Source organism: Actinokineospora enzanensis DSM 44649 (assembly GCF_000374445.1).
Lineage (GTDB): Bacteria > Actinomycetota > Actinomycetes > Mycobacteriales > Pseudonocardiaceae > Actinokineospora > Actinokineospora enzanensis.
Genome location: NZ_KB894405.1, coordinates 421,327 through 447,233 on the forward strand (window position 1 = coordinate 421,327; position 25,907 = coordinate 447,233).

Below are 25,907 nucleotides of genomic sequence, written 5' to 3' on the forward strand. Positions count from 1 at the left end.
TTGCACGCGCGCTCTCGCTGTCGCTCACTATTCTCGGAGACGACAGGACGGGTGGCCGACGGACCCGGGGGCAGGCGTGAGCGGCGACGGCGTACTGGTCGGGATAGATGTCGGGGGCACCAAGACGCACGTCCGGGTGTGCCGGGTGAACGGGGAGTTGCTCGCCGACCAGGTGCACGTCACCCGGGACTGGCGCGGAGCCCCCTGGTCGGACAAGGCGGCCCAGCTCGCCGACCACACCATCGCGGCCCTCGGCGACCACCCACTCGGGGCACTGGCCATCGGCGCCCACGGGTGCGACAGCGACGAACAGTGCACGGCCCTCACCGACGCGTTGCGGCTGCTGGTGTCCGCCCCGTGCCGGGTCGTCAGCGACGCCCGCCTGATCGGCGCCGGAATGGGCGACCCGACGGCGATCTGCCTGGTCTCCGGCACCGGCTCGCTGGCCATCGGCGTCCTGCCCGACGGCCGCACGGTCCCGGCGGGCGGCTGGGGCTGGCTGGTCGGCGACGAGGGAAGCGCGGCGGGCATCGTGCGCGAGGCCGTCCGGGCCGTTCTGCACGCCGCCCAGGACGACCACCCGGACCCCGTCCTGGACGCCTGTCTGGCCACCTCGGCGGAGGTCGCCTCGACCCGCCGACTCCCCGTGGTCATGATGACCACCCCCGCGCACACCTGGGCCGCCCACGCACGCGCCGTGTTCGAGGCCGCCGACCAGGGCTCCCCGCTGGCGGTGAAGCTCATCGAGCAGGCGGGCCGTGACCTCGCCGCCCTGGTGTGCAAGGTGATCCGGAAAGGCGCGGCCGCTCACGCGGTGGTCGCGGGCGGCAGCACCATCACGAACCAACCCCGCCTGTCCGCCGCGTTCACCACGGCGCTGCGGAGCACGCACCCGGATATCGACGTGCGCTTCCTGACCGAGCCCCCGGTGGTCGGCGCCATCACCCTGGCCCGCGCCCTGATCGAGTGACTTGGCGTGGTGCCGGGGAAACCTAGCGGACGAGGGCCTGTTTCCGAGGCCGTTCCAGCAGGAGAATGACGGCGATGGCGGCGACACTCACGGCGATCGGCACGGCATAGGCGAGCGCGCCGGAGAGGTGGCCGAAGAGAAAGTCGAAAAGCGCGCCGTGGTTCTTCTGGTTGACGTAGCTGATCAACGGGACGCCGCCCACCACACCACCCAGGACCGCGACCACGGCCTGCACGGCTTCAATGGCGTAGGACTTCCCGCGAGACACAGCCTGACTCCCTCATCACCCAGGTGCGCTCAGCCCGACTGCCGCGATCACGTCACCGGACCGCCATGCTATCAGGGCCGATCCGGGCCGAGGTCGATGGCTCATTCCTGCATCAATCCGTGTCCACTCGCATCCGGAGCGTGCCTTGGATCACCGTCGGGAAAAGCAGGGCTCCGCGCTCAATCGAACGCGGAGCCCGCAGAACAAGCATCAAGCCCGAATCACAGTGTCCTTATTCACCGACCGGCTCACACCAGATCAACCGATATGTCCACCCCCGCCGCAACACCTGCTGGCGCCGCAATACCTCCGAACCCGACCGAACCTCGAACCGCCAATCCCCAGGCGTGTAATACTCCACGCGCTCACCACGCGGAATCGCCGCCAACGGCCAGTCCACCCCCAACTTCCCGCCAAGCCCGGCCACCCAGGCCTGCATGCGTGGCGGCGAAGTCTCCGTACCCAACCGGTAGACCATGCGCACCGACGCCAGGTCGGCCCGCCGAGCCCGATAGGTCAACGACTCGGCGACCCGCCCCTCGCTCGGATACGACAGGTCATACGCGACATCGCTGTTCCGGCGCGTGGTCAGCCTGGCCCACGAACCACTCTTGGCCGCGTCCACGAACGCCTGAGTGGTACCCCCGGCCAGCAACACCGTGGGCAGCGCGGGCGCCGGATCCCCCTCCGGCGTGGAGATCCGCTTCGTCCGAACGACGCCCACGACCTTGGCGCCCGCGTTCTTGAGGTCCGCGATCCGCGCATAGAGGTCATCGGGCGACATCTCCCGAGTGGGAGCGAGCACCGCGAGCTTCCCCCGCAGGTCCACACCCCGCAGTGCGTCCGGGCCACCATCGCCCACGTACGCGAGGGCCAGCCGTTCGCACAGGTCGGCGCGGTGTGCGTCGGACAGCCAGATCGCGGTCGCCTCGAACCCGCGCGGGCCGTCCGTGAACAGTTCGACCGGGGCCTGTTGCAGGCGCGCGTTGACCGCGAAGCTGAACCACGGCGCGGTGACCCCGGGCGGGGAGTACGCGTAGACCTCGTTGAACTGCGGGTTGAACAGATCCTTCACATCGAAGGGGAACGCCATCTTGTCGGTCTTGACCCGGAACCGCGTCTGCAACCAGCCGGAGCGGGCATCGGGCCGGTCGGTACTGACCGAGACCCGTTTGGCCGCGCGGGCGTCGAAGGCGACCGTGGTGTCCTTGTCCACCCGCACGCCCGGGTGCGCGAAGACGGTCGTCACCGGCTCCCGGCCGGGCCGCGGCGTGTCGGCCCAGGTCTCCACCGCGTACGTGCCCGCCACGACCCGCATGGGCGCCCGCGGGTCGAGCGTCAACACCTCGCCGGTGTCGATGCTGATCAGGGTGAGGCCGCCGAGGTCGGCGGGCGCGCCGTTGCGGTCCTTGACGTCCAGGGCCAGTTGATAGGACTCCGGTTCCTCGGTCACGCCGACCGGTGTCCGGATGGCCGTGCCGTCCGCGGTCTGCGCCACCAGCAGGCCGCCGTAGCTGTCCGCCTTGCCGCTGCGTGGCGTCATGGTCAACACCGTGTCGGCCGTCCCGTGCGCGGGGACGGTCACCGTCGGGGACGCCGGTCGGACCAGCCCGGCGGGGGCCGGGGCGCCGTCCGTGCCGGTCAGCGCCAGCTCCAGGTTCAGGGTGACCGGGGCCGCGCCGTCGTTGTGGTAGGTGATCGTCCGCTGCTGCGGGGTGGTCGACGGCCAGGGCAGGAACGCGTTGGCCGTCGCCGGTGTCGCGGTCACCGGCTGGGTGGTCGCGCGGGCCAGGTCGACCAGGCCGCCGCCGACGGTGAACACGCCCGCGTCGGCGACCGACTTGGCCGAGCCGACGAGCGCGGCCTTGATCCGGTCGCCGGACCAGTCCGGGTGCTGCTGGGCCATGATCGCCGCCGCCCCGGCGACGTGCGGGGTCGCCATCGAGGTGCCGGACAGGCGGCTGTAGTGCTCGTCGACCGGGTCGCCGATCGTCGCGTCCTTCGCCTTGGCCGCCACGATGTCCGAGCCCGGCGCCGCGATCTCCGGTTTGACCGCGCCGTCGCGCACCCGCGGGCCGCGACTGGAGAACTCGGACACCGCGCCGTCCTTGGTGACACTGCCGACCGCGAGCGCCGCGTCCGCGCTCGCCGGGCTGTCCACCGTGCGGTCGCGTCCGTCGTTGCCCGCCGCGACGACGAACAGCGTGCCGTATCGGGCGCTGAGTTCGTTCACGGTCTGTGCGACCGGATCCGTGCCGTCGTTGGGGAGGTTGCCGCCCAGGCTCATGTTCACGACCTTGGCGTGCACGTCGGCGGCGGCCCACCGCATGCCCTCGATGACGCCGTCCATGGACCCGCCACCGTTGTCGTCGAGCACTCGGCCGACGGCCAGCGTGACCCCCGGTGCCGCGCCCTTGTACTTGCCGTCGGAGGCCGCGCCCGAACCGGCGATGGTGGAGGCGACGTGCGTGCCGTGGCCCGCGTGGTCCTGCACGCTGCCCGAGCCGGTGAAGTCCTTGCTCTGCACCACCTTCCCGGCCAGGTCGGGGTGGGTGGCGTCGTAGCCGGTGTCCAGCACGGCGACGGTGACGCCCTGGCCGGTGAACCCCGCCTGCCAGGCCGCGGGCGCGCCGATCTGCGGCACGCTGCGGTCCAGGGACGCGGCCACCCTGGCGTTGAGCCAGATCCTGCGATCCTGCTTGGCGAAGGCGTCGGGCCGGTCGAGTCCGGCCCAGAACGTCTCGGCCTCGGACTTGGTGGCGTCCAGGGCGACCAGGTCGGTGCCGGTGAGCTGACGGCGCACCTTGGCGGCGGTCGGCGCGGCCAGTGCCGGGCCGGATCCCTGCACCAGCAACGGGATCGACTTGCTGTGCGCGTCGTCGTAGCCTTGGCGGATCAGGCCGGTGATGTTGAACAGCTCCTGGTCCAGCACGCCGGACTGGATCAGCTTGGTTGCCTTGCGCGGTACCAGGTAGACGTCGGTGGTGTTGCCGCGGCGTTTGCCGTAGGTCAGGTACGAGTCGCGTTGGGTCGTCTCGTCAGGACGGGCGGAGACAGACCATTGACCGTCGGCGCCCCGGCTCGCCTGTGCGTGGTCGCCGGTGATGAGGGTGATCTCGTAGTCGGCGGGTCCGTCCGGTGTCGTGCCCGGGGGTGCGGCGGTCGCGGTGGTCGGGATGAGCGCGGCCGCGGTGGTGGCGGTGACCACCGCTGCCGCGAATACCCGCATGTGTTTGGTCATGCAGACTCCTGCGTGAGTTGGTCTTCCGCGCGCTGACACGCGGTGACCTGTCTCGCACGTTGCATGACCGTGGGAATGCCAGATCAGTGGGGGCGCCCGGGCTGGTCCACTGTGGATTGTCAGGCGTCGGACGGGTCCCAGTCGAGACCCGCCGCACCGTAGTGGTGCAGGAAGTCACGCGGCCGAAGCTCATCCTCGTCCTGTGGGCGGGCAGTCTGCGCACTCGTGGTCGTCCCGCTCGGGTCGACCCGTTCAGGCAGCTGCCCATACCGCTGCTCCCGCGCCATGTACTGTGCGTACCAATCCGGCCAGTCCGGATCGGCCCGTCCGATGCGCTCCTCGTACCGCCCATGCGCCTCGGCGGCACGACGCAATGCCTTCGCCAGTTCCTCGGCGGACCGGTAGCCGACAGTCATCGTCCCTCTCCCTTGTGGATAGTGCGGGTCAGCGCCCCGGCGCCCGCGTGGTGATCTCCTGCAGCACCCACCCGTTGCCGTCCGGGTCGCTGAACGACGCGAACGAGCCGTAGCTGCGCCGCTGCGGGTCCGGCCCGGTGACCCGGCCCTCGGTCCCGGCGTGGTGGAACACGCCATCCGCGTCGTGGAAGACCTCGCTCACCGCGACACCATGGTCGAGCAGCTCCGCACGGGCGGCCTCGATGTCGGTCACGATCAGGTGCAGGCCCCGGGCCGAGCCGGGCGCGGCATCCGAGACCCCGACGCCGAGGATCACCGAGGCGGCCGAGCCGGGCGGGGTGAGCTGCACGACCCGGAAGTCGCCCTGGCCGGGGAAGTCGGCGTCCAGACGCCAGCCCAGCGTCTTGTAGAAGTGCTTGGCCCGGTCGACGTCCGCCACCGGCAGGACCACGACCTCCAGCTTCATGTCCATCCGTCTCTCCTTCTCGGCGCCCCGCGGCCCCTCGTGGCCGCTGACACCACGATCGCTCGCCGGGCAGGTCGGTCGCACCCGTGGAACACCCTGGTCCGTGCCCGGGGACCGGCCCCCGGGCACGGGCCCGCGCTACGGTGGCGGGGAGTCGCAGGGGGTGTTCATGTCGGGGTTGCTCGGCAGGCGGGTCGAGTGCGGGATCCTCGACGGCCTGCCCGCACGGGCGCGCGCGGGTGCGGGCCAGGTCCTCGTGCTGCGCGGCGAGGCCGGGATCGGCAAGACCGCCCTGCTCGACCACCTGGCCGCCGCGGCCGACGGCTGCCGGGTCGTGCGGGCCGCCGGGGTGGAGTCCGAGCGCGAGCTGGTCTACTCCGGCCTGCACCAGCTGTGCGCGCCGTTCCTCGCCCACGTCGACCGGCTGCCCGACCCGCAACGCGACGCCCTGGGCACGGCGTTCGGGTTGAGCGCGGGCGGGCGGGTGAACCGGTTCCTGGTCGGGCTGGGCGTGCTGACCCTGCTCGCCGAGGTGGCCGAGACCGAGCCGCTGGTGTGCCTGGTCGACGACGCGCAGTGGCTGGACCGGATGTCCGCCCAGGTGCTGGCGTTCGTCGCGCGCAGGCTGCTGGCCGAGCGGGTCGTCCTGGTGTTCGCCACCCGCGAGTCCGCCGCCGAGCTGGCCGACCTGCCCGAGCTGGTGGTCGAGGGCCTTGGCCAGGCCGATGCCCGCGCACTCCTGGACTCGCTGGTCACCGGCCCGGTCGACCCGCGAGTCCGCGACCGGGTCCTCGCCGAGGCCCACGGCAACCCGCTCGCCCTGGTCGAGCTCCCGCGCTCCTGGACCGGCCTCACCGCGCCCGGACCGCTGACCGGCCGCCTCGAACAGGGCTACGCCGACCAGGTGGCCGACCTGCCGCCGGACACCCGCCGGTTGCTGCTGGCCGCGGCCGCCGAACCCCTCGGTGACGCCACCCTCCTCTGGGCCGCCGCCGGACTGCTGGGGCTGGGCGCGGACCCGGCGACGGCGGCCGAACAGACCGGCCTGATCGAGTTCGGCCCCCGGGTGCGCTTCCGCCACCCGCTCGTGCGCTCGGCCGTCTACCGGTCGGCCACGGCGCGGGACCGGCAGGCGGTCCACCGGGCCCTGGCCGAGGTCACCGACCCGCGGCTCGACCCCGACCGCCGCGCCTGGCACCGCGCCCTGGCGACGGTCACCCCGGACGGGGACGTGGCCGCCGACCTGGAGGGTTCGGCCGTCCGCGCCCGGGCCCGGGGCGGCCTGGTCGCGGCGGCGTCGTTCCTCGAACAGGCGGCCCTGCTCACCCCGGAACCGGACCGCCGGGCCGACCGCGAACTCGCCGCCGCCCGCGCCCGCCGCGCGGCCGGTCTGCTGGACGCGGCCCTCGACCTGCTGACCGTCGTCGAATCCGGCCCGCCCGACCCCTTGCGCACGGCGGAGGTCGCCCACCTCCGCGGCCAGATCGCCTTCGACCGACGCCACGGCACCGACGCCGCCCGACTGCTGCTGCACGCGGCCCGTTGTCTGGCTCCGCGGGACACGGCTCTCGCCCGCGAGGCCCACCTGGAAGCACTCTCGGCCGCGATCTGGGCCGATGGTCCGGGCGGTTCGACCGCAGTGGTGGAGGCAGCGGAGGCCGCGTGCGCGGCGTCACGGGTCGACGGGCCACCGAGGGCTGTCGACCTCGTACTCGACGCGTTCGCGGTTCGGTTCACCAAGGGGTACGCGGCCGCGAACGAGTTGCTGGGCCGGGCGCTTGAAGCGCTGCACGACCTCCCGGATCCGGACGACGCAGCCGAAACCGGGCGCGTGCTGTGGCTGCTCGGCAACCGGGCAGGCGGCATCGTCGCCGCCGAGCTGGGTGACTTCGCCGCCGCGCACGCGCTCGCCGAGCGGCAGGTGCAGCTCGCCCGGGACGCAGGCGCGTTGGTACAGCTCCAGTTCGCCCTCAACTTCCTCGCCGCCACCGAAATGTTCACCGGCGATCTGTCCGGTGCCGAAACCTCCCTGGCCGAGGACTCGCGAATCGCGGACGTCACCAGGAACCCGCCCGTCGGCTACAGCGGAGTGCTGCTCGCCGCCTTCCGGGGCCACGAGACCGAGGCCATCGAGATGATCACGGCCACCGCCAGGGAAGCCGCCGCGCGCGGCCAGGGCAGGCTGGTCACGTTCGCGGACTACGCCACCGCCGTCCTCTACAACGGCCTCGGGCGCCACGACGCCGCGCGGGACGCGGCGGCGCGAGTGTTCGAACGGGACTGGATCGGCTACGGGATGCTCGCCACGATGGAACTCGCCGAGGCGGCCTCCCGCACCGGCGACGGCGTGTCGCTGGCGGCGGCCATCGCACGTTCCGCCGAGCGAGCCCGGGTAACCCCCACCGACTGGGTACTAGGAGTCGACGCCCGACTGCGCGCGCTGGCAGGCGACGAACAGTGCTACCGGCGATCCCTCGATCACCTGTCCCGCACCCCGAACCGCGTCGACACCGCCCGAGGCCACCTCCTGTTCGGCGAGTGGCTACGCCGCGAGGGCAGGCGCGTCGAAGCACGTGAGCATCTCCGCGCCGCCCACGACCGGCTCACCACGATGGGCCTCACCGCGTTCGCCGACCGGGCCCGCCGTGAGCTGCTGGCCACCGGCGAGACGGTGCGCAAACGGAGCGAACCGGAGGCCGCCGACGAGCTGACCGCGCAGGAGTTCCAGATCGCCCGGCTCGCCCGCGAGGGGTTGTCGAACCCGGAGATCGGCACCCGCCTGTTCATCAGCCCGCGCACCGTGGAGTGGCACCTGCGCAAGGTCTTCACCAAGCTCGGGATCAGCTCCCGCCGCCAACTCCGCGACGTCGCGCGGTGACACCAGGGAGTCTCCCTGGTGCGAACGGTCACCGCCCGCTCTCACGATGAGTGCACGCACTCCACGGGAAAGGGCGGCAGATGATCACCAGGCGGACCTTCGGAATGGCACTCGGCCTCGGCGCGGCCGCGGCCACCATGACGACCACCCCGGCGGCGGCGAAGGTGCCCTTCGGCCCGGTCCGGCAGATCCACGCGGGCGGGCTCGACATCGGCTATGTCGAGGTCGGCCCCGCCCACGGCCGCCCCGCCGTCCTCCTGCACGGCTGGCCGTACGACATTCACAGCTACGCCGACGTCGCCCCCATGCTCGCCGAGCACGGCTACCGGGTGATCGTCCCGCACCTGCGCGGCCACGGCACGACCCGGTTCCTCGCCGACGATGCCTTCCGCAACGCCCAGCAGTCCGTGTTCGCGCTCGACATCCTCGCGCTGATGGACGCGCTCGGCATCGACAAGGCCGTCCTCGCGGGCTACGACTGGGGGACCCGCACCGCCGACATCATCGCCGCGCTCTGGCCGCACCGCGTGCACGCGCTCGTCTCCACCACCGGTTACCTGATCACCAACCGCGACAACAACAAGACCCCGCTTGCCCCCAGCGCGGAATGGGCGTGGTGGTACCAGTACTACTTCGCCACCGAGCGCGGCAGGCTCGGTCTCCGGGAGCACGCCCGCGACCTGGCCAAACTGGTCTGGACCTTTAACTCGCCGACCTGGCGGTTCGACGACCGCACCCTCGACCGGACGGCCGCGTCCTTCGCCAATCCGGACTATGTGGACATTGTCGTGCACAACTATCGTTGGCGTCTCGGCCTGGCGGACGGCGATCCCCGGTACGACGACCTGGAGAACCGCCTCGCGGCCCGCCCGACCATCGCCGTCCCGACCATCACCGTGGACGCCGAAGTGGACCCGTTCACCCCCGCGGGCGACGGTACGGGCTACCGCGACCGGTTCACCGGTCCGTACGGGCACCGCAAGTTCCCCGGAACCGGACACAATGTGCCCCAAGAGGCACCTCGCGCGTTCGTTCGGGCACTCCTCGACGCCGATCACCTCTGATTGCGCGCCATAATATTGTTACAGCGCAACGAATCCCGACCGCCCACGCGCGGAGCGGCCGCCGGGGTTGCCCCGTGTGTGGTGGCCGACAACAGCCCTCCACTTTGAACCCGAGACGTCTGCCATCCGTGTCAGCAGTGAGGGCCCGAAGCACGGAGACGGACAGGGGAGTCGGGGATGGTGCGGCTGTTCGCCTCTGCCAGGACCGCCAGAGCGGACGAGGCACTGGTGCGCTCGCTGTACGAGGAGCACAGCAGGCCGCTGCTCGCCTACGCCACCCGCCTCACCGGCGACCGGGCCGCCGCCGAGGACGTGGTGCAGGAGACCCTGGTGCGCGCCTGGCGCAACGCCTCCGCGCTGGCGGCGAAGCCGGAGACGGCGCGTGCCTGGCTGTTCACCGTCAGCCGCAACCTGGTCATCGACCGGGCCCGCGCGCTGGCGGCGCGACCGGCCGAGGTGGCCGAGCCCGCCCCGGCGGACCCGGTGCTGGTCGACCACGCGCAGCGGGTGGTCGACTCGATGAGCGTGCTGGCCGCCATCGATCGGCTCTCCGAGGACCACCGCCGGGTCCTGGTGGAGATCTACTTCCACGATCGCAGCGTCGCCGACGCCGCGCGGGAGCTGGGGATCGCCCCGGGCACGGTGAAGTCCCGTTCGCACTACGCGGTGCAGGCCCTGCGGGCCGTGCTGGCGGGTCCGCTGGAGAGGACCGCGACATGAGCGCGCCGGACTGCCCGCCGCTCGGCGCCTACGCGCTGGGTGTGCTCGACGACGAGGAGCGACGCGTGACCGAGGCGCATCTGGACGGCTGCCCGCCGTGCCGGTCCGAGCTCGTCGAGGTGCGCGCGCTGCTGGACCTGGCCGACGCGCTGCCGCCCGAGGCCCTGTTGCGGACCAAGCCCGCCGACGATCTCCTGTTGGCACGGACACTGCGGCAGATCCGCGCGGAGGCCGCCGCCCGCCGCACGCGAACCCTGACGGCCGCCGCCGCGGGCGTGGTGGTCGCGGCGGCGGTGAGCGTCACCGTCCTGGTGGGCCGGTCGGGATCGGACAGTGGTGTGGCGCAACGGCAGCCGCTGCCCGATCGGGGACCGAGCCAGGTCCTGACCGCCGCGCCCGTCGCCCCGGCCCCGGTCGAGAGCCAGGGCCGGACGAGCGTGCCGGGCGAGAAGCCGAGCCACGCGCCGGGTTCGACCGCGGACACGGCCACCCGGACGTCCGCACCCGGCGGCCCGGCACCGACCACGGGCGTCTCCACGGTGCCCGTCACCAGCACCACCGTGCCCTCGACCACGGTGGTCACGACCACACCGACCAGGGTGGGGCTACCGCCCCAGCTGCCGGTCGTGCTGTCCGGCACCGACCCGGTGACCGGGGTGTGGTTGGAAGCGACCCTCACGGCCGACCGCGGCGGCTCGGCTGTGCGGGCGAGCGTGACCGGGGTTCCGCCCGGCACGCACTGCCGGTTGCTCGTCGTCGGACCCGACGACAACCGGACCGAGGCCGCGCGGTGGGTCGCCTCCACGGCCACCGCGCGGCCATCGGGCCGCACCGCGATCCCGCCGGGCGCGGTCGTCGCCGTCGAGGTCGTCACCGAGGACGGCCGCACCCTCGTCACCGCCCGCCGCTGACCGTCCACCTGGGAGAGAGAGTGACGAACCAGAACGAGTTCACCGTGATCGAGGGGCAGCTGCTCGACCTGGCCCGGCTGCTCGACGACACCGGGCAGGGCGTGCACGACACCGCGGGCCGGATGGGCGACCACTGGGCGCCGCAGGCCTGGGGCTACCTGCTCGGCCAGGTGTTCGGCCTGGTCGCGCACACCGCCATGGACATCCTGGAGAACAGCTGCCTGGACCGGGCGGAACTCATGCACCGGGACGCCGACCAGGTCCGCGGCATCGCCGCCGCCTACCTCGGTACCGACCACGGCGCCGCCACGACGTTCATCCCGGCGACATGACCGAGCCACTCAATGAACAGCTCCCGGAGCCGAAGGTCAGCGCCACCGCGGGCGCGGGCATCGTCGACTCCGGCGCAAACCTGTTCAGCGACATCATGGCCATCAAGGACGCGCAGGGCGCGGACATCGCGCGGTTCGGCGTCGAGATCGGCGTGGACGTGCTGGCGCTGGCCTTCGACGTGGTCAAGCTGGTGTTCAACCCGTTCGGCTCGCTGATCTCGGCCGGGCTGGGCTGGGCGGTCGAGCACTTCGAGCCGACCCGCCAGGTGCTTACCTGGATCGCGGGCGACCCCGACCAGGCGCAGCTGGTCTCGCAGAACCTGCACGCGCTCGCCGAGGCGTTCACCCAGCTCGACGCCGAGTTCGACCACGGCCGGGCCGGGGTCGACCAGTGGCAGGGCGAGGCGGCGACCACCTGCAAGGCCGCGATGAACCAGCACCACGTTGCGGTGGCCGCGCTGGCCGCCACCACCAAGACGGTCGGCTACATCGTGCACGGCTGCGCGGCGGCGGTGGGCGTGGTGCGGGCGCTGGTCCGCGACCTGATCACCACCCTGGTCGGCGACGCCATCGCGGCGGGCCTGATCGCGCTGGCGCTCACCCCGGTCACCGGGGGCACCTCGCTGATCGGCTTCGTCGCCTGGCTGTGGGCGCAGATCTGCGCCACGGTCGGCAAGGCGGTCACCCAGATCACCCGGGTGGTGGGCCTGTTGGGGCGCTCCGGGAACCGCACCACCCAGCTCGGCAGGCTCGGCACGAACAACGCCACCCGCACGACGACGAACACCACCACGAACACGGCCAACGCCACCCGCACGACCACCAACTCGACCTCGAACGTCGCCAACAACGCCACCCGCACCACCACGAACACCAGCACTACCAACAACGTCACCCGGACGTCGACCAACACCTCGAACAACGCGACCCGAACCACGACGAGCCAGAGCACGACCAACCCGAGCACCAACACCACCAAGCCGCCCGCGACCAAGCCGTACGACGGGCCGTGGCTCAAGTACCACGAGCACGTGCTCAAGTCCCGGCTTCCCGACTCGTGGACGCTGCTCAAACGCGGTGAGGAACGGATCAAGAACAGCAGCAGGCTCGGCAAGCATTATCCGAACCTGCGCCGGATGGCCGATCTGGATAGTTCCAAGGAGACGATCGGCTGGTACGGCAAGGCGGGCACCAAGGTGATCACCGAGACCACCGATGTGCAGTGGTCCGCGCAGCAGGGCACCAACGCCGAGATCCGGCGCAGGCAACAGCTACAGCAACCGCACGACCAGAAGAACCGGCACTGACCGAGGAGAACCGTGGACAACCCACAAGGGCCCGACCGGATGCTGGTGACGGGCCCGCAGAGCGGCACGGCCATGAAGACGGCGATCACCGGGGTGCGGACGCTCACCGACGACATTCGCACCGGCCGGGTCACCATCGACCGGGAGACCGGTGCCCGGCTGCTCGCCGCGTTGCGCGGTCAGCGTGACGAGGCGGCGGGCTGGCTGACCCGCGCCCAGGCGCTGACAAGCGCGATCCCGTTGGGCACCAACGACGTCGGCATGGCGATGGCCGACAAGTTCCGGCGCCGCGCGGACAGCGACGACACGTCTTTCGTGGTCGTTCTGCGCAGCTATGTGGAAGCGTTGGACGGGGCGGTCGAGGCCGTCTCGTTCGCGATCAAGGCATACCAGGACACCGACCAGGAGCGAGCGGACCTCATGCAGACGGCGGACAGCTGATGACCGCGCCCACGAGCGGTCCCCGCCTGGGGACGGACCTGGTGCTGACCGAGCCGGTGAACTGGTCGGCCTACACGCACCCGCAGCTCTACTACTCGGTGCACATGAACGTCGACCCGGCCACCACCCAGGACATCGCGGGGGAGTGGGAGCGGCTGGGCGCCGACATGGGCGAGGCGGTCACCCGGTTCGCCGCCTCGGTGCGCGACACCGAGTCCGGCTGGGAGGGCGACGCGGCCGACGCGGCCCGTGCCTCGACCATGAGCCTGGTGTCCTGGGGCTCGGCCACCGCGGCCACCGCCACCACGTTGTCGGTGCGGCTGGGAGAGCAGGGCATCCTGGTCGAACGGGCCCGCGCGGCCATGCCCGAGCCGGTGGTGTTCGACTGGCAGTCGATGCTGCGGGCCGCGTTCGGCGGTAGCGGCATCGGCGGGTTTCTGGTGCTGTTGCAGGACATGTCCCGGGTCAACGAGATGTCCCGCGAGGCGCACGAGCGCGCGGTCGACGTGATGACCGAGCTGGAGAGCAACTCCCGCGAGGTCGACGTCGCGATGCCGGTGTTCGCGCTGCCGCCGAACGGCACGCAGACGGTCGACCCCGCGCTCAACCTGTCCACGGGGGACAACGGCGGGTTCGGCTTCGGCGGCGGCGGCGAGTTCGACCCGGACTCCGGCGGCGCGGGTGCCTTCACCGGCGACGTGTTCGGCGGCCAGTCCGACCTGCCCCAGTACGCCGACCTGTCCGCGCTCGGGCCAGCGTCCGGCTCCCCGGACCTCGGCGGCACCGGCTTCGACCCGGGCATGCTCGATCCGAACGGTCCCGGCGGCGGGTTCGACCCCAACAGTCTCGGCACCGGCGGCTTCAACCCGGCCGTGCACGCAGGCGGCATCGGTCAGGGCGACTTCGGCCGCGACTTCGAGCCGTTCGGTCCGGGCGGCACCGGTGGTCTCGGCCCCGGCAGCTATGTCAAATCGGGTGTCGACACGGCGGGCTTCGTCCCCGACTTCGGCCCCACCGGCACCTTCCTCCCCGGCACCGCCCTGGGCGGACCGGGCGGCGGGTACGGCGGCACGGGCATGCCGGACCTCGGTGGCGGCTCCGGCGGCGGTTCGGGCGTCGGTTCCGGATTCGGCGCGACCGGCACCGGCGCGGTCGGCACGGGCCCGCTGGCAGGCCTCGCGCAATCCCGACCGGCACAGCCGACCGGTGGCCCCGGACGGCCGGTGTTCGCCCCGGAACGCGCCGCCCCCGGCCAGCCCGGTCTGCCCGGCGCCGCCGCGGGTACCGGCGCCCAGGGCGAGGAGGACGAGGAACGCCGCTCCGCCCCGTACATCAAGGGCGAGTCCATCTTCGAGGACGAGGAGCGCGTCGCCCCGTCGGTCATCGGTGTCAGCTTCAAGTCCAAGAGCTGGGTCCGCGAATGACCGCGATCCGGCTCAGTGTCGAGGAGTTCGACGTGGTCTGGTCGACCGGCCGGTTCGGTCGGCTGCCCTACCCGCTGGATGTGCCCAGCGCGGGCGTGACCCGTGCCGAGCGCACCGAGATCACCGAGCGGGTGCGGAACGGTCTCCTGGCCCGGGGCCTGTGGAGTGGCCGGGGACCGGACGGCGCATTGCTCGACCTGCTCGCCGTCCTCGCCGCGCCGGACCACTCGGTCGACGCGGTCGGGCACCTCGCCGAGGAGTCGCCCGGACTCGGGCCCGCCGGTCCGTTCCGGGCGCTGGGCGCGGTGCGCGAGGGCATGGGCGCGCTGGCGATCGTGCACGCGGACGAGTCGGTCACCGTGCGGTCGTTGCGGCCCACCGAGCTGCCCCGGGCCGTGGTGGGCCTGCTGCCCGCGGGCCAGGCGGGTCCCGGGCACGCGGTGTCCGTGGCGGTCGCCGCGCTCACCGGCGAGGAGGACGACAGCGTGCTGGAGTCGGGCGCGCCGAACCCGGACTACCTGGTGCTCGGCGAGCTGGCCGAGACCCGGGTCGCGGGCGGTCAGTTCGGGGTCGGCTCCGGCCGGTACCGGGCGCACCCGGTGGTGTGCTGGTTCGACACCGCCGACGGCCGCTACCTGGTGATCCTGGACGACCACTGGCTCAGCATGGCCCCCACCGACAACGAGCGGATCGCCCAGCGGCTGGACACGATCCTGGCGGTGGCCCCGTGACCAACCCGCACCTCGACCCACCGTCGCTGGGCGGTATCCAGCAGGACATCGACCAGCTGCGCGCACGCTCCGTCGAACTCGGCGAGCGGCTGTCCAACGACCGGGTGGTGATGTCGTCGCAGGACGGGGCGGTGACCGTCACGCTCAGCCTGTCCGGCGCGCTGCTGGACCTGTCTCTCGGGCACCGCGCCTGCGAGCTGGGCCCGGCCCGGCTCACCGCCGCGATCATGCAGACGGTGTCCGCCGCCCGGGGCCGGGTCGTGCGGCAGGTCGCGGACGCCTTCGCCCCGATGGGCGCGGGCACCGAGGTCATGCGGATGCTCAGCGTGTACCTGCCGGAGGAGCAGGACCCCGCTCCCGATTCCTACTACCCGGCCGAGGAACCGCCGCAGGCACAGTCTCAGCCGCAAGTCCGTCCGCAATCCCAGTCAAGACCCGAGACCACGGGGCGTCGCCCTCGCCGCCCCCGCCCCGCCGAACCGGAGGACGACGACGAGGTCGACCTCTGGTGAAGCAGGCCCGGGACGGATAGCCCCGTCCGTCCCGGTTCCCAGCGGCCGTCGCGGTATCCCCCTACCGCGACGGCCGCGCCCATTTCGGCTGTCGGTAAATGCGGTTGGGGGCGCCCGGACCGCCTGGTAGCGTCCGAACCGTGATCACGCAGCTCTACCTCTGACGGACCCGAGCGGACCGCCCCTCGCACAGTTCGAGGCGGCGGTCCGGTTGATGCGCTCAGCCAGCCCGAGTAAATCGACGCGCAGCCGAACTGCGCCTCCGTCCGGAGGAAAGCGTGACCATCTCCATTCCCCTGCCCGCGCGTGCGCGGGCCCAGCTCACCGTGTCCGGGATCGCCATCGTCCGAAGTGGACGTCCAGTGCTGTCCGGTGTGGACATGACGGTGACACCCCGGTCCAGCTGGGGTGTCGTCGGCGAGAACGGCTGCGGGAAATCCACCCTCCTGCACATTCTCGCTGGTGTCCTCGAACCCGATTCCGGGACGATCCACCGCACCGGGACACTCGGTGTCGCGGAACAGGAAATGTCCGACGACCGCACCGTCGGGGAGGTCGTCGACACCGAACTCGCCGACGCCCGGTTCGTGCTCCGCGCCCTCGACCAGGCCACCGAGGCCCTCACCGAGGACCGGCCCGGTGCGGCGGAGGACTACGCCGCCGCCCTGGACGCCGCCGAGACCCTCGACGCCTGGGACGCGGACCGGCGCGTCGACCTGGCGCTGGACAACCTCGGCGCCGTCACCGACCGTTCCCTGCGGCTGGCCGAGCTGTCCGTCGGTCAGCGCTACCGGGTGCGGTTGGCGTGCCTGCTCGGCGCGGGCCACGACTTCCTGCTCCTCGACGAGCCCACCAACCACCTGGACCAGGCCGGGCTCGACTTCCTCACCGACCGGCTCCGCGAGTACCCGGGCGGCGTGGTGCTGGTCAGCCACGACCGGGCGCTGCTCGCGGACGTGGCGACCACGATCCTCGATCTCGACCCCAGCCGCGACGGCGGACCCCGCGTGTACGGGGGCGGGTTCGCCGGGTATCAAGAGGGGCGGCAGGCCGAGCGGGAGCGTTGGGTGCAGGAATACGAGCAACAGCAAGCCGAGCACGCCCGTCTCACCCAGGACCTGTCCACCGCCCAGAACCGTCTGGTCGCGGGTTGGCGGCCGGAGAAGGGGCACGGCAGGCACGAACGGGCCACCCGCGCGCCCGCGCTCGTCCGATCGGTGCACCGGCGCCGCGAGGACCTGGAGCGGCACGCGGTCACCGTGCCGCCGCCACCGCTGCGGTTCCGTATGCCAGACCTGCCGACGCGGCCGGGCGTGACCCTGCTGAGCGCGGAGGAGGTGACAGTGGACGGTCGGCTGGACCGACCGGTCACCGTGCACCTGGAGTCCGGTGCGCGGCTGGTCGTCAGCGGTCCGAACGGGGCAGGCAAATCGACACTGCTGGCGGTACTGGCCGGTCGTCTCGACCCGTCCGGCGGCACGGTCCGCACCGCCCGCACGGCGCGGGTGTGCCTGCTGGACCAGGAATCCGCACAAGCCCGGAGCGGCCGTGCGGCCGATGTGTTCGCCGCCCGACTGAACCGGCTCGTCGACAACCCGTCGGTCTCGCTTTCCGCACTCGGACTCCTGACCGCTGCGGATGCCGACAAACGTGTCCGTGATCTATCCATGGGACAACAAAGGCGGCTCGATTTGGCCATCGCGCTCGCGTCCCGACCGCACGTGCTGCTGATGGACGAACCGACCAACCACCTGTCGATCGCGCTGGTCGACGAGCTCACCGAGGCGCTCCGGCTCACCGGGGCCGCGGTCGTCCTCGCCACGCACGATCGGCAACTCCGGCGGGACACCGGTTCCTGGCCCTGCCTTCCGCTGTCATGACAGGGCTCGCCGCAGCACGGACCACAGCAGCATGAACCCCGCTGCGGCGAGCCACAGCGGCCACATGCTGCCGATCCAGAGCAGGGTGAGGCGGCCGTTCTCGTGCAGGATGTCGGTCGCCGGCACCTCGTCGACCAGGAAGGACGCGTTGGCCGCGACCAGTTCCCAGAACAGCAGGACCAGCCACCCCAGCGGGTAGCAGACGATCGCGGTGGTCGGTCCGCCGCGTAGCGCGGCCCGGCGCAGGGCGCGTGGGGGATGGGTGATCCGGCCGAACAGCCAGTGCCGGGAGCCACCGGGACGGTCGGTGTGCGCGAGCGCGCCGATCGTCCCTTGTGGATCGACGAGCGCCGCCGCCTGGTCGGCGCCCAGCTCCGCGCTCCACGACGCGGCGATCGCCATGGTGAGCGCGGCGAACAGCCGGGCGCCGGAACCGGCCAGGGTGAGCAGCAGGCCCGGCAGGACATGAGTGAGCAGTTGGCCCAGGGTGTGCGAGGTGCCGCCGGTCGTACGAAGGAAGTCGATCGCGTTGGCCAGCCACACCGCCGACGTGGGGATCAGCACCGCGCAGACGAACAGCAGCAGCCAGTGCCGCAGTACGAACTCGAACGGGCTCACCGCGCCCAGCAGTGCGTTGTCGCCCTGTCTGCAGTGGTTGACCTCGTGCCGCACCACCGCTTCCGCGGCCCGGCGGTCCGACCGCCACAGCTTGACCAGCGAGCCGAACACCGCCAGCCGCGGCCGCCGCGGCCCGCGGAAGTAGGCGAACGATGTCTGCCTGGCCCGGACCAGGTTGACCCTGACCTCGATGTTCGGCAGTTGCGCGCGGGCGTACTCGGCCATCTCCGCGACGGCGCCCACCGGAGCAGCGGCCCGCAGATTGTAGCGGGACTCGATGAAACGGCCGCGGATGCCTGCGCCGAACACCGTCACGACGGCCGTCACGATCACCAGTGGCCCGACGAGATCGACCAGGTTGGCGATCCGCAGCAGGCCACTGGCGGTGAGTTCCCTGGCCGGGTCCGGGGCGATGCCGAGGAGGTCGAGCAGCTCCGTCCACCACGGCCCCGCGCCTCGCGGGAGTGTCCACAGCAGCGCCGTGCCGAGCCAGAACACCGGCCACGGCGGCGTGCTCGGCCTGCTTGTCACGCAGGCCCGGCCGCCGTCAGGAACGCCCGCGTGCCACCGGCGTCGGCGAGCAGCGCCCACGTGGTGCGCAGGGCCAGCGGTTCGCGCTCGGCGAGGGGTACTCCCGCCTCGGCGAACCGGGCGTCGAGCGTGCCCAGCACCTGGTCCAGCTCTGGGTCGGCGGCGCGCAGGATCCGCAGCGCGCCCACCGCCGGGGCCGCGTCCGCGTGCCGGTCCACCAGGTTCCACAGGCCGCGTCCGGCGCCCGGCAGGGCGGCGAGGATCCACGGGAACACGACCACCAGGCCGTCGGGATCGAAGCCGGAGGAGGTGCTGCCGTCCACACGGAACAGTTCCGCGCGCTCCCGACCGCCCGCCACGTAGGCGAGGACCATGGACGGGGCCAGCTCGACCTCGTCGGGCACCGCCGCGGCCGCCAGCCGCGCCGCCCAGGCGGCCAGCTCGGCTGTGTTGCCGATGTTGCCGGTGTCCGAGGTCTGCCGGTCGGCGCTCACGCGTATGCCTCGTGGAAGACGACCGTGTACGGTCCGGCCACGAACTGGTCGCCGATCGGCAATTCCACGACCTCGGTCTCGCCGGGGTCGATCGGCTTCTCGGTCTGGCCCATGAGCGTCTTGAGTTGTTTGCCGGACGAGATCTCCAGTTTGAACAGCCCCATGCGCGCCGTGGCGGCCTGGTTGGTGACGGTGATCCGACCGGTGAAGAATCCGGTGCCGTCATCCTGGACGAGGTAGTCGACCAGCAGCCAGTCCCGCTCGATCTGGTGCGTGGCAACGGGAGTGGGCACCGTGGTGGGAAGCGGCACACCGGTCCGCGGACCGTCCGGTGTGGTCTGTCCGGCCGCCCCGGACAACGCGATGGCGACACCCAGGACCACGATGGCGGCGACCGTGCCGACCGCGAGAAACCAACGGCGACGAAGAATGCGAGGTGAACTCACCGATCGCCCCTTCCGTTCGCGATCGATCCGCCTGCGATATCGCGGACCTGTCCGGAGCCGTTACTACTCCGAATGGGGCGGCCGTCGTAACGGGATCACAATCCGCACAGACATAGTCGGCGACAACCCCACGCCCCGAACAGGGGAGGAAGACCGTGCGCACTTCCTTATGCGGCACGCCCTTGTCCAGCACCATGATGGTGTTCCTCGTCGCGACCGCCCTGTCGCTGTCCGCCTGCGGCCACGAGAACTCCGACGCCATCGTCATCACCAGCACCACGCCGACCCCGCGGACGACGACCACGACCACCGAACCGCCGCCCGCCGCGCCTGCGACGACACCGGAATCCTCCGCCGCGGTGACCACAATTCGCGGCACGAGCACCGCCCGGACCGCACGGGCGGGCGGCTCCACCCGGACCTCGGGTCCGGCCAAGGCCACCCGCACCACGACCGCCGCGCTGCCGCCCAAGTCCGACACCGAGGTCCCACGGGCCCCGGCCACCGGCGCCTTCACCGTGACGATCTCCGGCACCGTGTCCGGCAATTCCTTCCGCCGCACCGGAACCCTGCGCGTCGTGTCCACGATCACCACCACCGGGACCACCAACGGCGTGAACCCGGTCGACGTCTGCCTGATCTCCGGATTCCCCGCGGGCCAACCGGAAGTGGGCGCGATCCGCTTCGGCTCGAACTCCGGCTGCTACCCGTCGACCTCGGCCAAGCTCGACATGGCCACCGTGTCGGCGAACGGGAACACCTACACCGTCGCCCCGGATGAGCGAATGGCCGCCACCGGCTCCAACAATTTCACGGCGTCATCGGACTATATCTTCGCCTGCCCGTTCTTTCCGGTCTCCGGCCAACTGCGCCTCACCCTCGATAGGGGCGTCCAAGGCGCTATCGACATAACCGGCTACGGCGGCGCGTCCTGCGGATCATCCCATTATCAGGCGACGATCTCGGCCTGATCGCTCCACGGAAATGTGTTTCGTGGGAGGCGGGAGGGAAAGTCGTCGCGCCGTGACCGCCGGTCGCGCGTCGGGCACGCCACCGGCGGTCACGCCACTGATTACTCGCCGTCGACCAGGGCGCGGACGGCGGTGATCTCGACCTCGATGACGGCCTCGGGCAGGAACAGCTTGGAGACCTCGACCGTCGTGCTGGTCGGCAGCGCGTCCACCGGCAGGTAGCGGTTGCGAACCTCGGCGTAGGCGGCCAGGTCGCCGCCGATGTCGGTCAGGTAGGTGCGGACGTTGATGACATCGGCGAACGTGGCGCCGTGCGCGGCCAGCAGGGTGCCGATGATCTCGAAGATCCGCTCCGACTGCGCGCGCACGTCCCCGGGCGCCACGACCTTCATCTCGTCGTCCACCGCGCACTGCCCGGCCAGCACCAGCGTGACGCTGTCCGCGACCTCCACCCGCGCCACGTGCGAGTACCGGCCCGGCGGCGGGGCGGGCACCCCGGCCGGATTGTCGATGATCTTCTTCACGCGTCTCGCTCCTCACCCTCGTGTGGCCCGGACCACCGGCCCGGATCCCGCGCCGACCCTACCTACCCGTCGAGCGAGGTCGGAGTGATTCCGAGCACCGGGGAACGTAGTCAATCAACCAGATGATTGACATAGCCGGACGGCTGGTTGAAAATGGATGCTCGCAGCGACCACGAGCAGGGGGAATCCATGGGAACGCGCGACCACCGGACACCGGTGCTGATCATCGGCGGCGGCCTCACCGGCCTGGCCACGGCCTTCTTCCTGGCCCGGCAGGGGGTCCGGGCCACGCTGGTCGAACGGCACCCGACCGAGTCGATCATGCCCAAGGCGCGGGCGTTCAACCCACGCACGGTCGAGATCCTGCGTGGCCACGGCCTGGCCGACGAGGTACGGGCACGCCGGTCCTACCTGGCCGACTTCCCGGAGATGATCGGCGCGGACACCCTTGCCGGGCAGGAGCGGTTCCGCGTCGACTTCGCCGACCACTACCGGGCGCCGGTCGAGCTGAGCCCGGTCGCGTGGGCCGCGATCGACCAGGACGAGCTGGAACGGCTGTTGCGCGCCCGTGCCATCGCGGCCGGTGCGGACATCCGCTTCGACACCGAGATGATCTCCCTGGACAGCCGGACCGACGGCGTCGAGGTCGTGGTCCGGGAGTCGGCCGGGACCGAGTACCGGATCGGGGCGGACTACCTGGTGGCCGCCGACGGCCACCGGGCGGGCATCCGGGCCGGGCTCGGGATCGGCACCGACCAGGCCCTCCCGCCCGCGCTCGGCGCGTACATCATCTTCGCGGCCGACCTCACCGAGGCCATGCGCGGACGTCGGTTCATCCTCGCCTACCTGGACAAACCCACCCCCAACACCACCCTGGTCCCGGTCGGCCCGAACCGCTGGACGATCAGCTTCGGCTACGCCCCCGGTGAGCGCCCGTCGGACTACACCGAGGAACGGTGCACCGAGCTGACCCGACAGGCCATCGGTCTATCCGATGTGGACATCACGCTGTTGCCACCCGTCCCAGGCCGCCCGGAGAAGGTCGCGCACACCTCGGCCACCGGCGGCGGCGTCATCGCGCACCGCTTCCGGGACGGCCGGGTCTTCCTGATCGGCGACGCCGCGCACACCGTGCCGCCCTCGGGTGCCTACGGAGCCAGCACCGGGATCGCCGACGCGCACAACCTGGCCTGGAAGCTCACCGCAGTCCTGGCCGGTCACGGCGCCCCCGCGCTCCTGGACACCTACGACGCCGAACGCCGCCCCGTCGCGCTGGCCACGCTCGCCCACACCCTGGACGTGATGCGCGCCCGCGGCACCGGCACCGTCGAGGACAACGCCGCCCTCGACGACCTGACCATGATCTTCGGCTACCGTTACACCTCCGCGGCCGTCCACACGGAACATCCGGGCGGCATCACCAGCGACCCTCGCACCGCCACCGGCGAACCAGGCCTCCGCGCACCGCACGTCTGGTTGGCACGAAACGGAACCCGCTTCTCCACCACCGAGCTTTGCGCGGGCGTCTGGACCCTCCTCACCGGACCGGAGGACGACTGGGACGCCGAGGTCAAGTCCGCGCCTGTCGCCATCGACGCCTACCGCGTCGGCACCGACCTGGCTGACCCCGACGGCACGTTCCTGGCGTCCTTCGGCCTGACCGGCACCGGCGCCACCCTCATCCGCCCGGACGGCTTCGTCGCCTGGCGCAGTGCCGCCCGTCCCGCCGAACCCGTGCTCCACCAGGCGATGCGCGGCCTACTGGGTCACTGAGTGGTCTCCCCGAGGCCGAGCATCCGCGTGACCACCGCCATCTGTTCGGCGTAACGGTGCAGGAACTCGGCCGAGCGGGGGTCCACATCGCACAGTCCCGCGAAGACCTGCGGCAACGTCACCGGTGCCATCGCGGCGGCCATCAACATGACCACCAGGCACTCCGGATCCACATCGGACGGCAACGCCCCTTCCGCCTGCCGCGCCCGCACCGCGTCCACGTCCCGCCGGATCCGCTCGGACCGCTGCACCCGATCCGGGTCGTCCTCGGGCCCGGTGTACTCCAGGCCCCGCCACGCGAACTGCCGCATCCCGTCCGGGTTGTGCAACGCCTGCAACACATATCGCCGCGCCGCCTCGGCGAACGGGGTCCCCGGCGGTACAAGTTCCCGCTCGTACTCCCACCAGGCCCCGGTCACCGCGTGGTAAAGCCCCTGCTTGCCGTCGAAGTAATACGAGATGAGCTGCTGGTTCACCCCGGCCCGCGCGGCGATCGCGGCCACCCGCGCCCCGGCGTACCCGTGTGCGGCGAACTCGGCCGCGGCCGCCTCCAGGATCCGCTGCCGACTGCGCTCCGAGTCACGCTGCCGCTGTTCCGGCGCGGGCGAACGGCGCGGTTTCGAAGGGGGCATGCGTGCATCATACCGCCGCCTGACTGAGACAAACGTTTGTCTGACTCAGGCGAACACCGCGCCCAACCCCCGCTCCAGCAGGTCGAAGCCCTGCTCGGCGGCGGCCACGGCCTCCGGGTACACCTCGTCGGGAGTCCGACCGGCCGACACCCGGTCGAAGTTGTACTGCACCAGCTCCTGCCGCACCGCGATCACCTGACTCGCCGCGACCCGGGCGGTGAGCTCCGCACCCCCGAGCACCTCGGCGAACGCCTCGGCCAGGCGCGCGGCCGCGCGCAGCTGGAGATCCCCCAACCGCAGCCGGAGCCCGGGTGTCGACACGACCATCCGCCGGAACGCCAGGAAGTGCTCGTCCGCCGACAGCCCGCTGCCGGGATCCCGAGCGGCGAGATCGGCCAGGAACCCGCGCCGGAGCGCGGCGACGGGCGACTCGCCGGACGTCCGCCCGCGAACCGTCCGGGCCGCCGCGTCCGCGTCGTCGATCTGGTGCATGACCAGGTCTTCCTTGGTGGGGAAGTAGTTGAAGACGGTCATCTTGGACACGTCGGCCGTCGCCGCGACCTCCGCCACGGACACGGCGTCGAACCCTCGTTCGAGGAACAGTGCGGTCGCCGCCGCCGCGATCGCGTCCCTGGTCCGCGCCTTCTTCCGTGCCCGCAGCCCGTCGCCCATGCCGGGCAGCCTAGCAGCGCATCTGTACTCGGCTGAAACTTGTACTTGCCAAAAACTTTGACTCGGATCAATATTGCTGCCGAACCGACGAAGGGGAGTGGCATGACCGAGGTACTGCCCGCGCCGGGCCGGGGCCGGGTGATCCTGGTGGCGGCGAGCTGCCTGACCACGCTGCTGCTGTCCCTGCTGGACATCAACATCGTCAGCGCCGTCTCGTGGCGGATGGTCGCGGACCTGGACCCGGTGCACGGCATCGCCCTGCTGCCCTGGTTGACCACGTCCTACGCCCTCGCGGACTGCGTCGTCGTGCCGCTCTACGGGAAGCTCGTCGACGTGCACGGCCCGCGACCGGTCTTCCTGGTCGCGATGGGGACGTTCCTCGTCGGCTCGTGCCTGTGCGGGATCGCCCGGTCCATGACCGAGCTGATCGTGTTCCGCACCCTGCAGGGCGTCGGCGCCGGCGGGCTCACCACGACCGCGCTGACGATCATCGGCATCCTGTTCCGGACCGAGGACGCGGAGGTCGACATGGCCACCGCGACGTCGGCGCGGTCGGCCTTCGCCAGTGTCCTGCTGGGACTGGGCCTCGCCCTCGGCCCGTCCCTTGGCGGTTTGGTCGCGGACACCCTGAACTGGCGGTGGGTGTTCTACCTCAACCTGCCGCTCAGCCTGGCCGCCTTCGTCATCGTCGCGGTCCTGCTCCGGTTGCCCGCGCACCGGGTCCGCCGCCGGGTCGACTTCCTCGGTGCCGCGTTGATCGGCGGCGCGGGCGGGACACTGCTGCTGTGCGTCGAGTGGGGCGGCAAGCGGTACCCGTGGGGTTCGAGCGTCATCATCCTGCTCGCGGTGGCGGGGGTGGCACTGCTCGCCGGGTTCGTCCGGCGGGTCACGACCGCTGCCGAGCCGCTGATTTCGTTGTCCCTGCTGCGAAACCGGGTGTTCCGGATCACGATGCCGAGCGCGTTCCTTTCCGGACTGGGCCTGTCCGGCGCCCTGTTCTACGTCGGCGGCTACCTCCAGGTGGGCCGTGGCCTCGGCGCCGCCCAGGCGGGACTGGCGAGCCTGTGCATGGCGGCCGGGCTGGTCGCCGCCGCGTTCGTGGCAAAGTGGATCGTGCGGCTGTTGGGCGGGTTCAAGTACCTGTTGTTCAGCACCGGCGTGGTGAACGCGTCGGTGTTACTGGGGTTCAGCGGACTGGACGACCGGACGAGCTACGTGTGGGTCGGCGTGGGCATGTTCGTCATCGGAGTCGCCTTGGGACAGTCGACGGGGCTGGCGTTGAGCTTCACCCAGAACGCGGTCCCGCTCGCGGATGTCGGCATCGCGAGCGCGTCGCTGCGCTTCAACCAGCAGCTCGGGGTGGCGTTCGGGTACGCGCTGTTCAGCACGATCATCAGCTGGTCGCTCGGCGAGTTCGACCCGGCCGCGGTCGCCGCGCTGCCGCCGGACCGCAGGCACGCCGCGCTCGACGCGTTCATCTCCGCGACGGACACGGTGTTCCTCGTCGCCGCGCTGATCGCACTGGTCCCGGCGGGTCTCGCGCTGCTCCTGCGAGAGCCGCGATAAAACGGTTGTCAGGTGTTCGGGGCGCCGGTATGGTGCTCGCCGAGAATGTTTCTGGGGAAAGAGGTACCCATTCGCATGGAGTGAGCTCGTAGGCGTCGCGCCGTAATGGCGTTTCGTGT

At 71.6% G+C, this 25,907-nt stretch carries 25 protein-coding genes; 15 read left to right on the forward strand and 10 right to left on the reverse strand.

Translation table 11 applies throughout. The features are described from left to right. Positions 1-76 precede the first annotated feature (76 nt). Positions 77-970, forward strand: a complete 894-nt coding sequence (locus C503_RS46705) for a BadF/BadG/BcrA/BcrD ATPase family protein (RefSeq protein WP_018681381.1) — start codon at positions 77-79, stop codon at positions 968-970. Positions 971-992: 22 nt separating this feature from the next. On the opposite strand, the gene C503_RS0106485 is transcribed toward C503_RS46705, so the two are convergent. The 4 genes from C503_RS0106485 to C503_RS0106500 all read right to left on the reverse strand — a co-directional run bounded on the left by C503_RS0106485 (position 993) and on the right by C503_RS0106500 (position 5,367). Next, on the reverse strand, positions 993-1,238 hold the full coding sequence (locus C503_RS0106485; RefSeq protein WP_156893015.1) for a hypothetical protein: 246 nt from the start codon (positions 1,236-1,238) through the stop codon (positions 993-995). A gap of 232 nt (positions 1,239-1,470) precedes the next feature. Beyond that, the gene (locus tag C503_RS38250; RefSeq protein WP_018681383.1) at positions 1,471-4,479 is read right to left on the reverse strand and encodes a S8 family peptidase; all 3,009 of its coding nucleotides are present in this window, start codon (positions 4,477-4,479) and stop codon (positions 1,471-1,473) included. 119 nt (positions 4,480-4,598) lie between these two features. Continuing rightward, the gene (locus tag C503_RS0106495) at positions 4,599-4,895 is read right to left on the reverse strand and encodes a hypothetical protein (RefSeq protein ID WP_018681384.1); all 297 of its coding nucleotides are present in this window, start codon (positions 4,893-4,895) and stop codon (positions 4,599-4,601) included. A 28-nt stretch (positions 4,896-4,923) separates the two neighbouring features. Next, on the reverse strand, positions 4,924-5,367 hold the full coding sequence (locus tag C503_RS0106500; RefSeq protein WP_018681385.1) for a VOC family protein: 444 nt from the start codon (positions 5,365-5,367) through the stop codon (positions 4,924-4,926). Between the two features lie 163 nt (positions 5,368-5,530). Here C503_RS0106500 and C503_RS0106505 point away from each other — a divergent pair, with 163 nt between their 5' ends. The 11 genes from C503_RS0106505 to C503_RS0106555 all read left to right on the forward strand — a co-directional run bounded on the left by C503_RS0106505 (position 5,531) and on the right by C503_RS0106555 (position 17,561). Then, a complete protein-coding gene (locus tag C503_RS0106505; protein WP_026316021.1) occupies positions 5,531-8,239 on the forward strand; it encodes a helix-turn-helix transcriptional regulator in 2,709 nt (902 codons plus the stop codon). A gap of 80 nt (positions 8,240-8,319) precedes the next feature. Further along, positions 8,320-9,303 carry an alpha/beta fold hydrolase gene (locus C503_RS0106510; protein WP_018681387.1) on the forward strand — a complete coding sequence of 328 codons (984 nt, stop codon included), beginning with the start codon at positions 8,320-8,322 and terminating at the stop codon, positions 9,301-9,303. Between the two features lie 177 nt (positions 9,304-9,480). Beyond that, on the forward strand, positions 9,481-10,023 hold the full coding sequence (locus C503_RS0106515) for a sigma-70 family RNA polymerase sigma factor (protein ID WP_018681388.1): 543 nt from the start codon (positions 9,481-9,483) through the stop codon (positions 10,021-10,023). Further along, entirely contained in the window at positions 10,020-10,934 is a 915-nt protein-coding gene (locus C503_RS48440) for a zf-HC2 domain-containing protein (protein WP_018681389.1), read from the forward strand. The genes C503_RS0106515 and C503_RS48440 overlap by 4 nt, the downstream gene beginning before the upstream one ends. A 20-nt stretch (positions 10,935-10,954) precedes the next feature. Further along, entirely contained in the window at positions 10,955-11,266 is a 312-nt protein-coding gene (locus C503_RS0106525; protein WP_018681390.1) for a hypothetical protein, read from the forward strand. Beyond that, the gene (locus tag C503_RS0106530; RefSeq protein ID WP_026316022.1) at positions 11,263-12,573 is read left to right on the forward strand and encodes a hypothetical protein; all 1,311 of its coding nucleotides are present in this window, start codon (positions 11,263-11,265) and stop codon (positions 12,571-12,573) included. The genes C503_RS0106525 and C503_RS0106530 overlap by 4 nt, the downstream gene beginning before the upstream one ends. Positions 12,574-12,585: 12 nt before the next feature. Further along, entirely contained in the window at positions 12,586-13,014 is a 429-nt protein-coding gene (locus tag C503_RS43070; protein ID WP_156893016.1) for a hypothetical protein, read from the forward strand. Next, positions 13,014-14,438, forward strand: coding sequence for a WXG100 family type VII secretion target (locus tag C503_RS0106540; protein WP_018681392.1), 1,425 nt, complete (start codon positions 13,014-13,016; stop codon positions 14,436-14,438). The genes C503_RS43070 and C503_RS0106540 overlap by 1 nt, the downstream gene beginning before the upstream one ends. Then, entirely contained in the window at positions 14,435-15,169 is a 735-nt protein-coding gene (locus C503_RS0106545; protein WP_018681393.1) for an ESX secretion-associated protein EspG, read from the forward strand. Before C503_RS0106540 ends, C503_RS0106545 begins: the two co-directional genes overlap by 4 nt. Then, positions 15,166-15,681: a YbaB/EbfC family nucleoid-associated protein gene (locus tag C503_RS0106550; protein WP_018681394.1), complete on the forward strand. Its 516-nt coding sequence runs from the start codon at positions 15,166-15,168 to the stop codon at positions 15,679-15,681. Before C503_RS0106545 ends, C503_RS0106550 begins: the two co-directional genes overlap by 4 nt. Before the next feature lie 284 nt (positions 15,682-15,965). After that, positions 15,966-17,561 (forward strand): ABC-F family ATP-binding cassette domain-containing protein, encoded by a 1,596-nt coding sequence (locus tag C503_RS0106555; protein WP_211222335.1) that lies wholly within the window; start codon positions 15,966-15,968, stop codon positions 17,559-17,561. On the opposite strand, the gene C503_RS0106560 is transcribed toward C503_RS0106555, so the two are convergent. From C503_RS0106560 to C503_RS0106570, 3 genes are read right to left on the reverse strand one after another with little or no spacing between them, the layout of a single operon-like run. Beyond that, positions 17,556-18,710 carry a M48 family metalloprotease gene (locus tag C503_RS0106560; RefSeq protein WP_156893018.1) on the reverse strand — a complete coding sequence of 385 codons (1,155 nt, stop codon included), beginning with the start codon at positions 18,708-18,710 and terminating at the stop codon, positions 17,556-17,558. The genes C503_RS0106555 and C503_RS0106560 overlap by 6 nt on opposite strands. Then, positions 18,707-19,204 carry a hypothetical protein gene (locus C503_RS0106565; protein WP_018681397.1) on the reverse strand — a complete coding sequence of 166 codons (498 nt, stop codon included), beginning with the start codon at positions 19,202-19,204 and terminating at the stop codon, positions 18,707-18,709. Before C503_RS0106565 ends, C503_RS0106560 begins: the two co-directional genes overlap by 4 nt. Beyond that, positions 19,201-19,650, reverse strand: a complete 450-nt coding sequence (locus C503_RS0106570) for a hypothetical protein (RefSeq protein WP_156893019.1) — start codon at positions 19,648-19,650, stop codon at positions 19,201-19,203. Before C503_RS0106570 ends, C503_RS0106565 begins: the two co-directional genes overlap by 4 nt. A 155-nt stretch (positions 19,651-19,805) precedes the next feature. Between C503_RS0106570 and C503_RS0106575 the strand changes: the two genes are divergently transcribed. Further along, positions 19,806-20,621, forward strand: a complete 816-nt coding sequence (locus C503_RS0106575; RefSeq protein WP_156893020.1) for a hypothetical protein — start codon at positions 19,806-19,808, stop codon at positions 20,619-20,621. A gap of 101 nt (positions 20,622-20,722) precedes the next feature. Here the strand turns inward: C503_RS0106575 and C503_RS0106580 are convergent, their stop codons facing one another. After that, positions 20,723-21,145 (reverse strand): RidA family protein, encoded by a 423-nt coding sequence (locus tag C503_RS0106580; protein WP_018681399.1) that lies wholly within the window; start codon positions 21,143-21,145, stop codon positions 20,723-20,725. Between the two features lie 189 nt (positions 21,146-21,334). Here C503_RS0106580 and C503_RS0106585 point away from each other — a divergent pair, with 189 nt between their 5' ends. Then, the gene (locus tag C503_RS0106585) at positions 21,335-22,918 is read left to right on the forward strand and encodes an FAD-dependent oxidoreductase (RefSeq protein WP_018681400.1); all 1,584 of its coding nucleotides are present in this window, start codon (positions 21,335-21,337) and stop codon (positions 22,916-22,918) included. Here the strand turns inward: C503_RS0106585 and C503_RS0106590 are convergent. Beyond that, the gene (locus tag C503_RS0106590; protein WP_018681401.1) at positions 22,912-23,550 is read right to left on the reverse strand and encodes a TetR family transcriptional regulator; all 639 of its coding nucleotides are present in this window, start codon (positions 23,548-23,550) and stop codon (positions 22,912-22,914) included. The two genes, C503_RS0106585 and C503_RS0106590, sit on opposite strands and share 7 nt — an antisense overlap. Before the next feature lie 45 nt (positions 23,551-23,595). Then, entirely contained in the window at positions 23,596-24,222 is a 627-nt protein-coding gene (locus tag C503_RS0106595; RefSeq protein ID WP_018681402.1) for a TetR/AcrR family transcriptional regulator, read from the reverse strand. 102 nt (positions 24,223-24,324) lie between these two features. On the opposite strand from C503_RS0106595, the gene C503_RS0106600 reads away from it, so the two are divergent. Next, complete coding sequence (locus C503_RS0106600) at positions 24,325-25,788, forward strand: MFS transporter (RefSeq protein WP_018681403.1); 1,464 nt, start codon at positions 24,325-24,327, stop codon at positions 25,786-25,788. Positions 25,789-25,907: the final 119 nt, after the last annotated feature.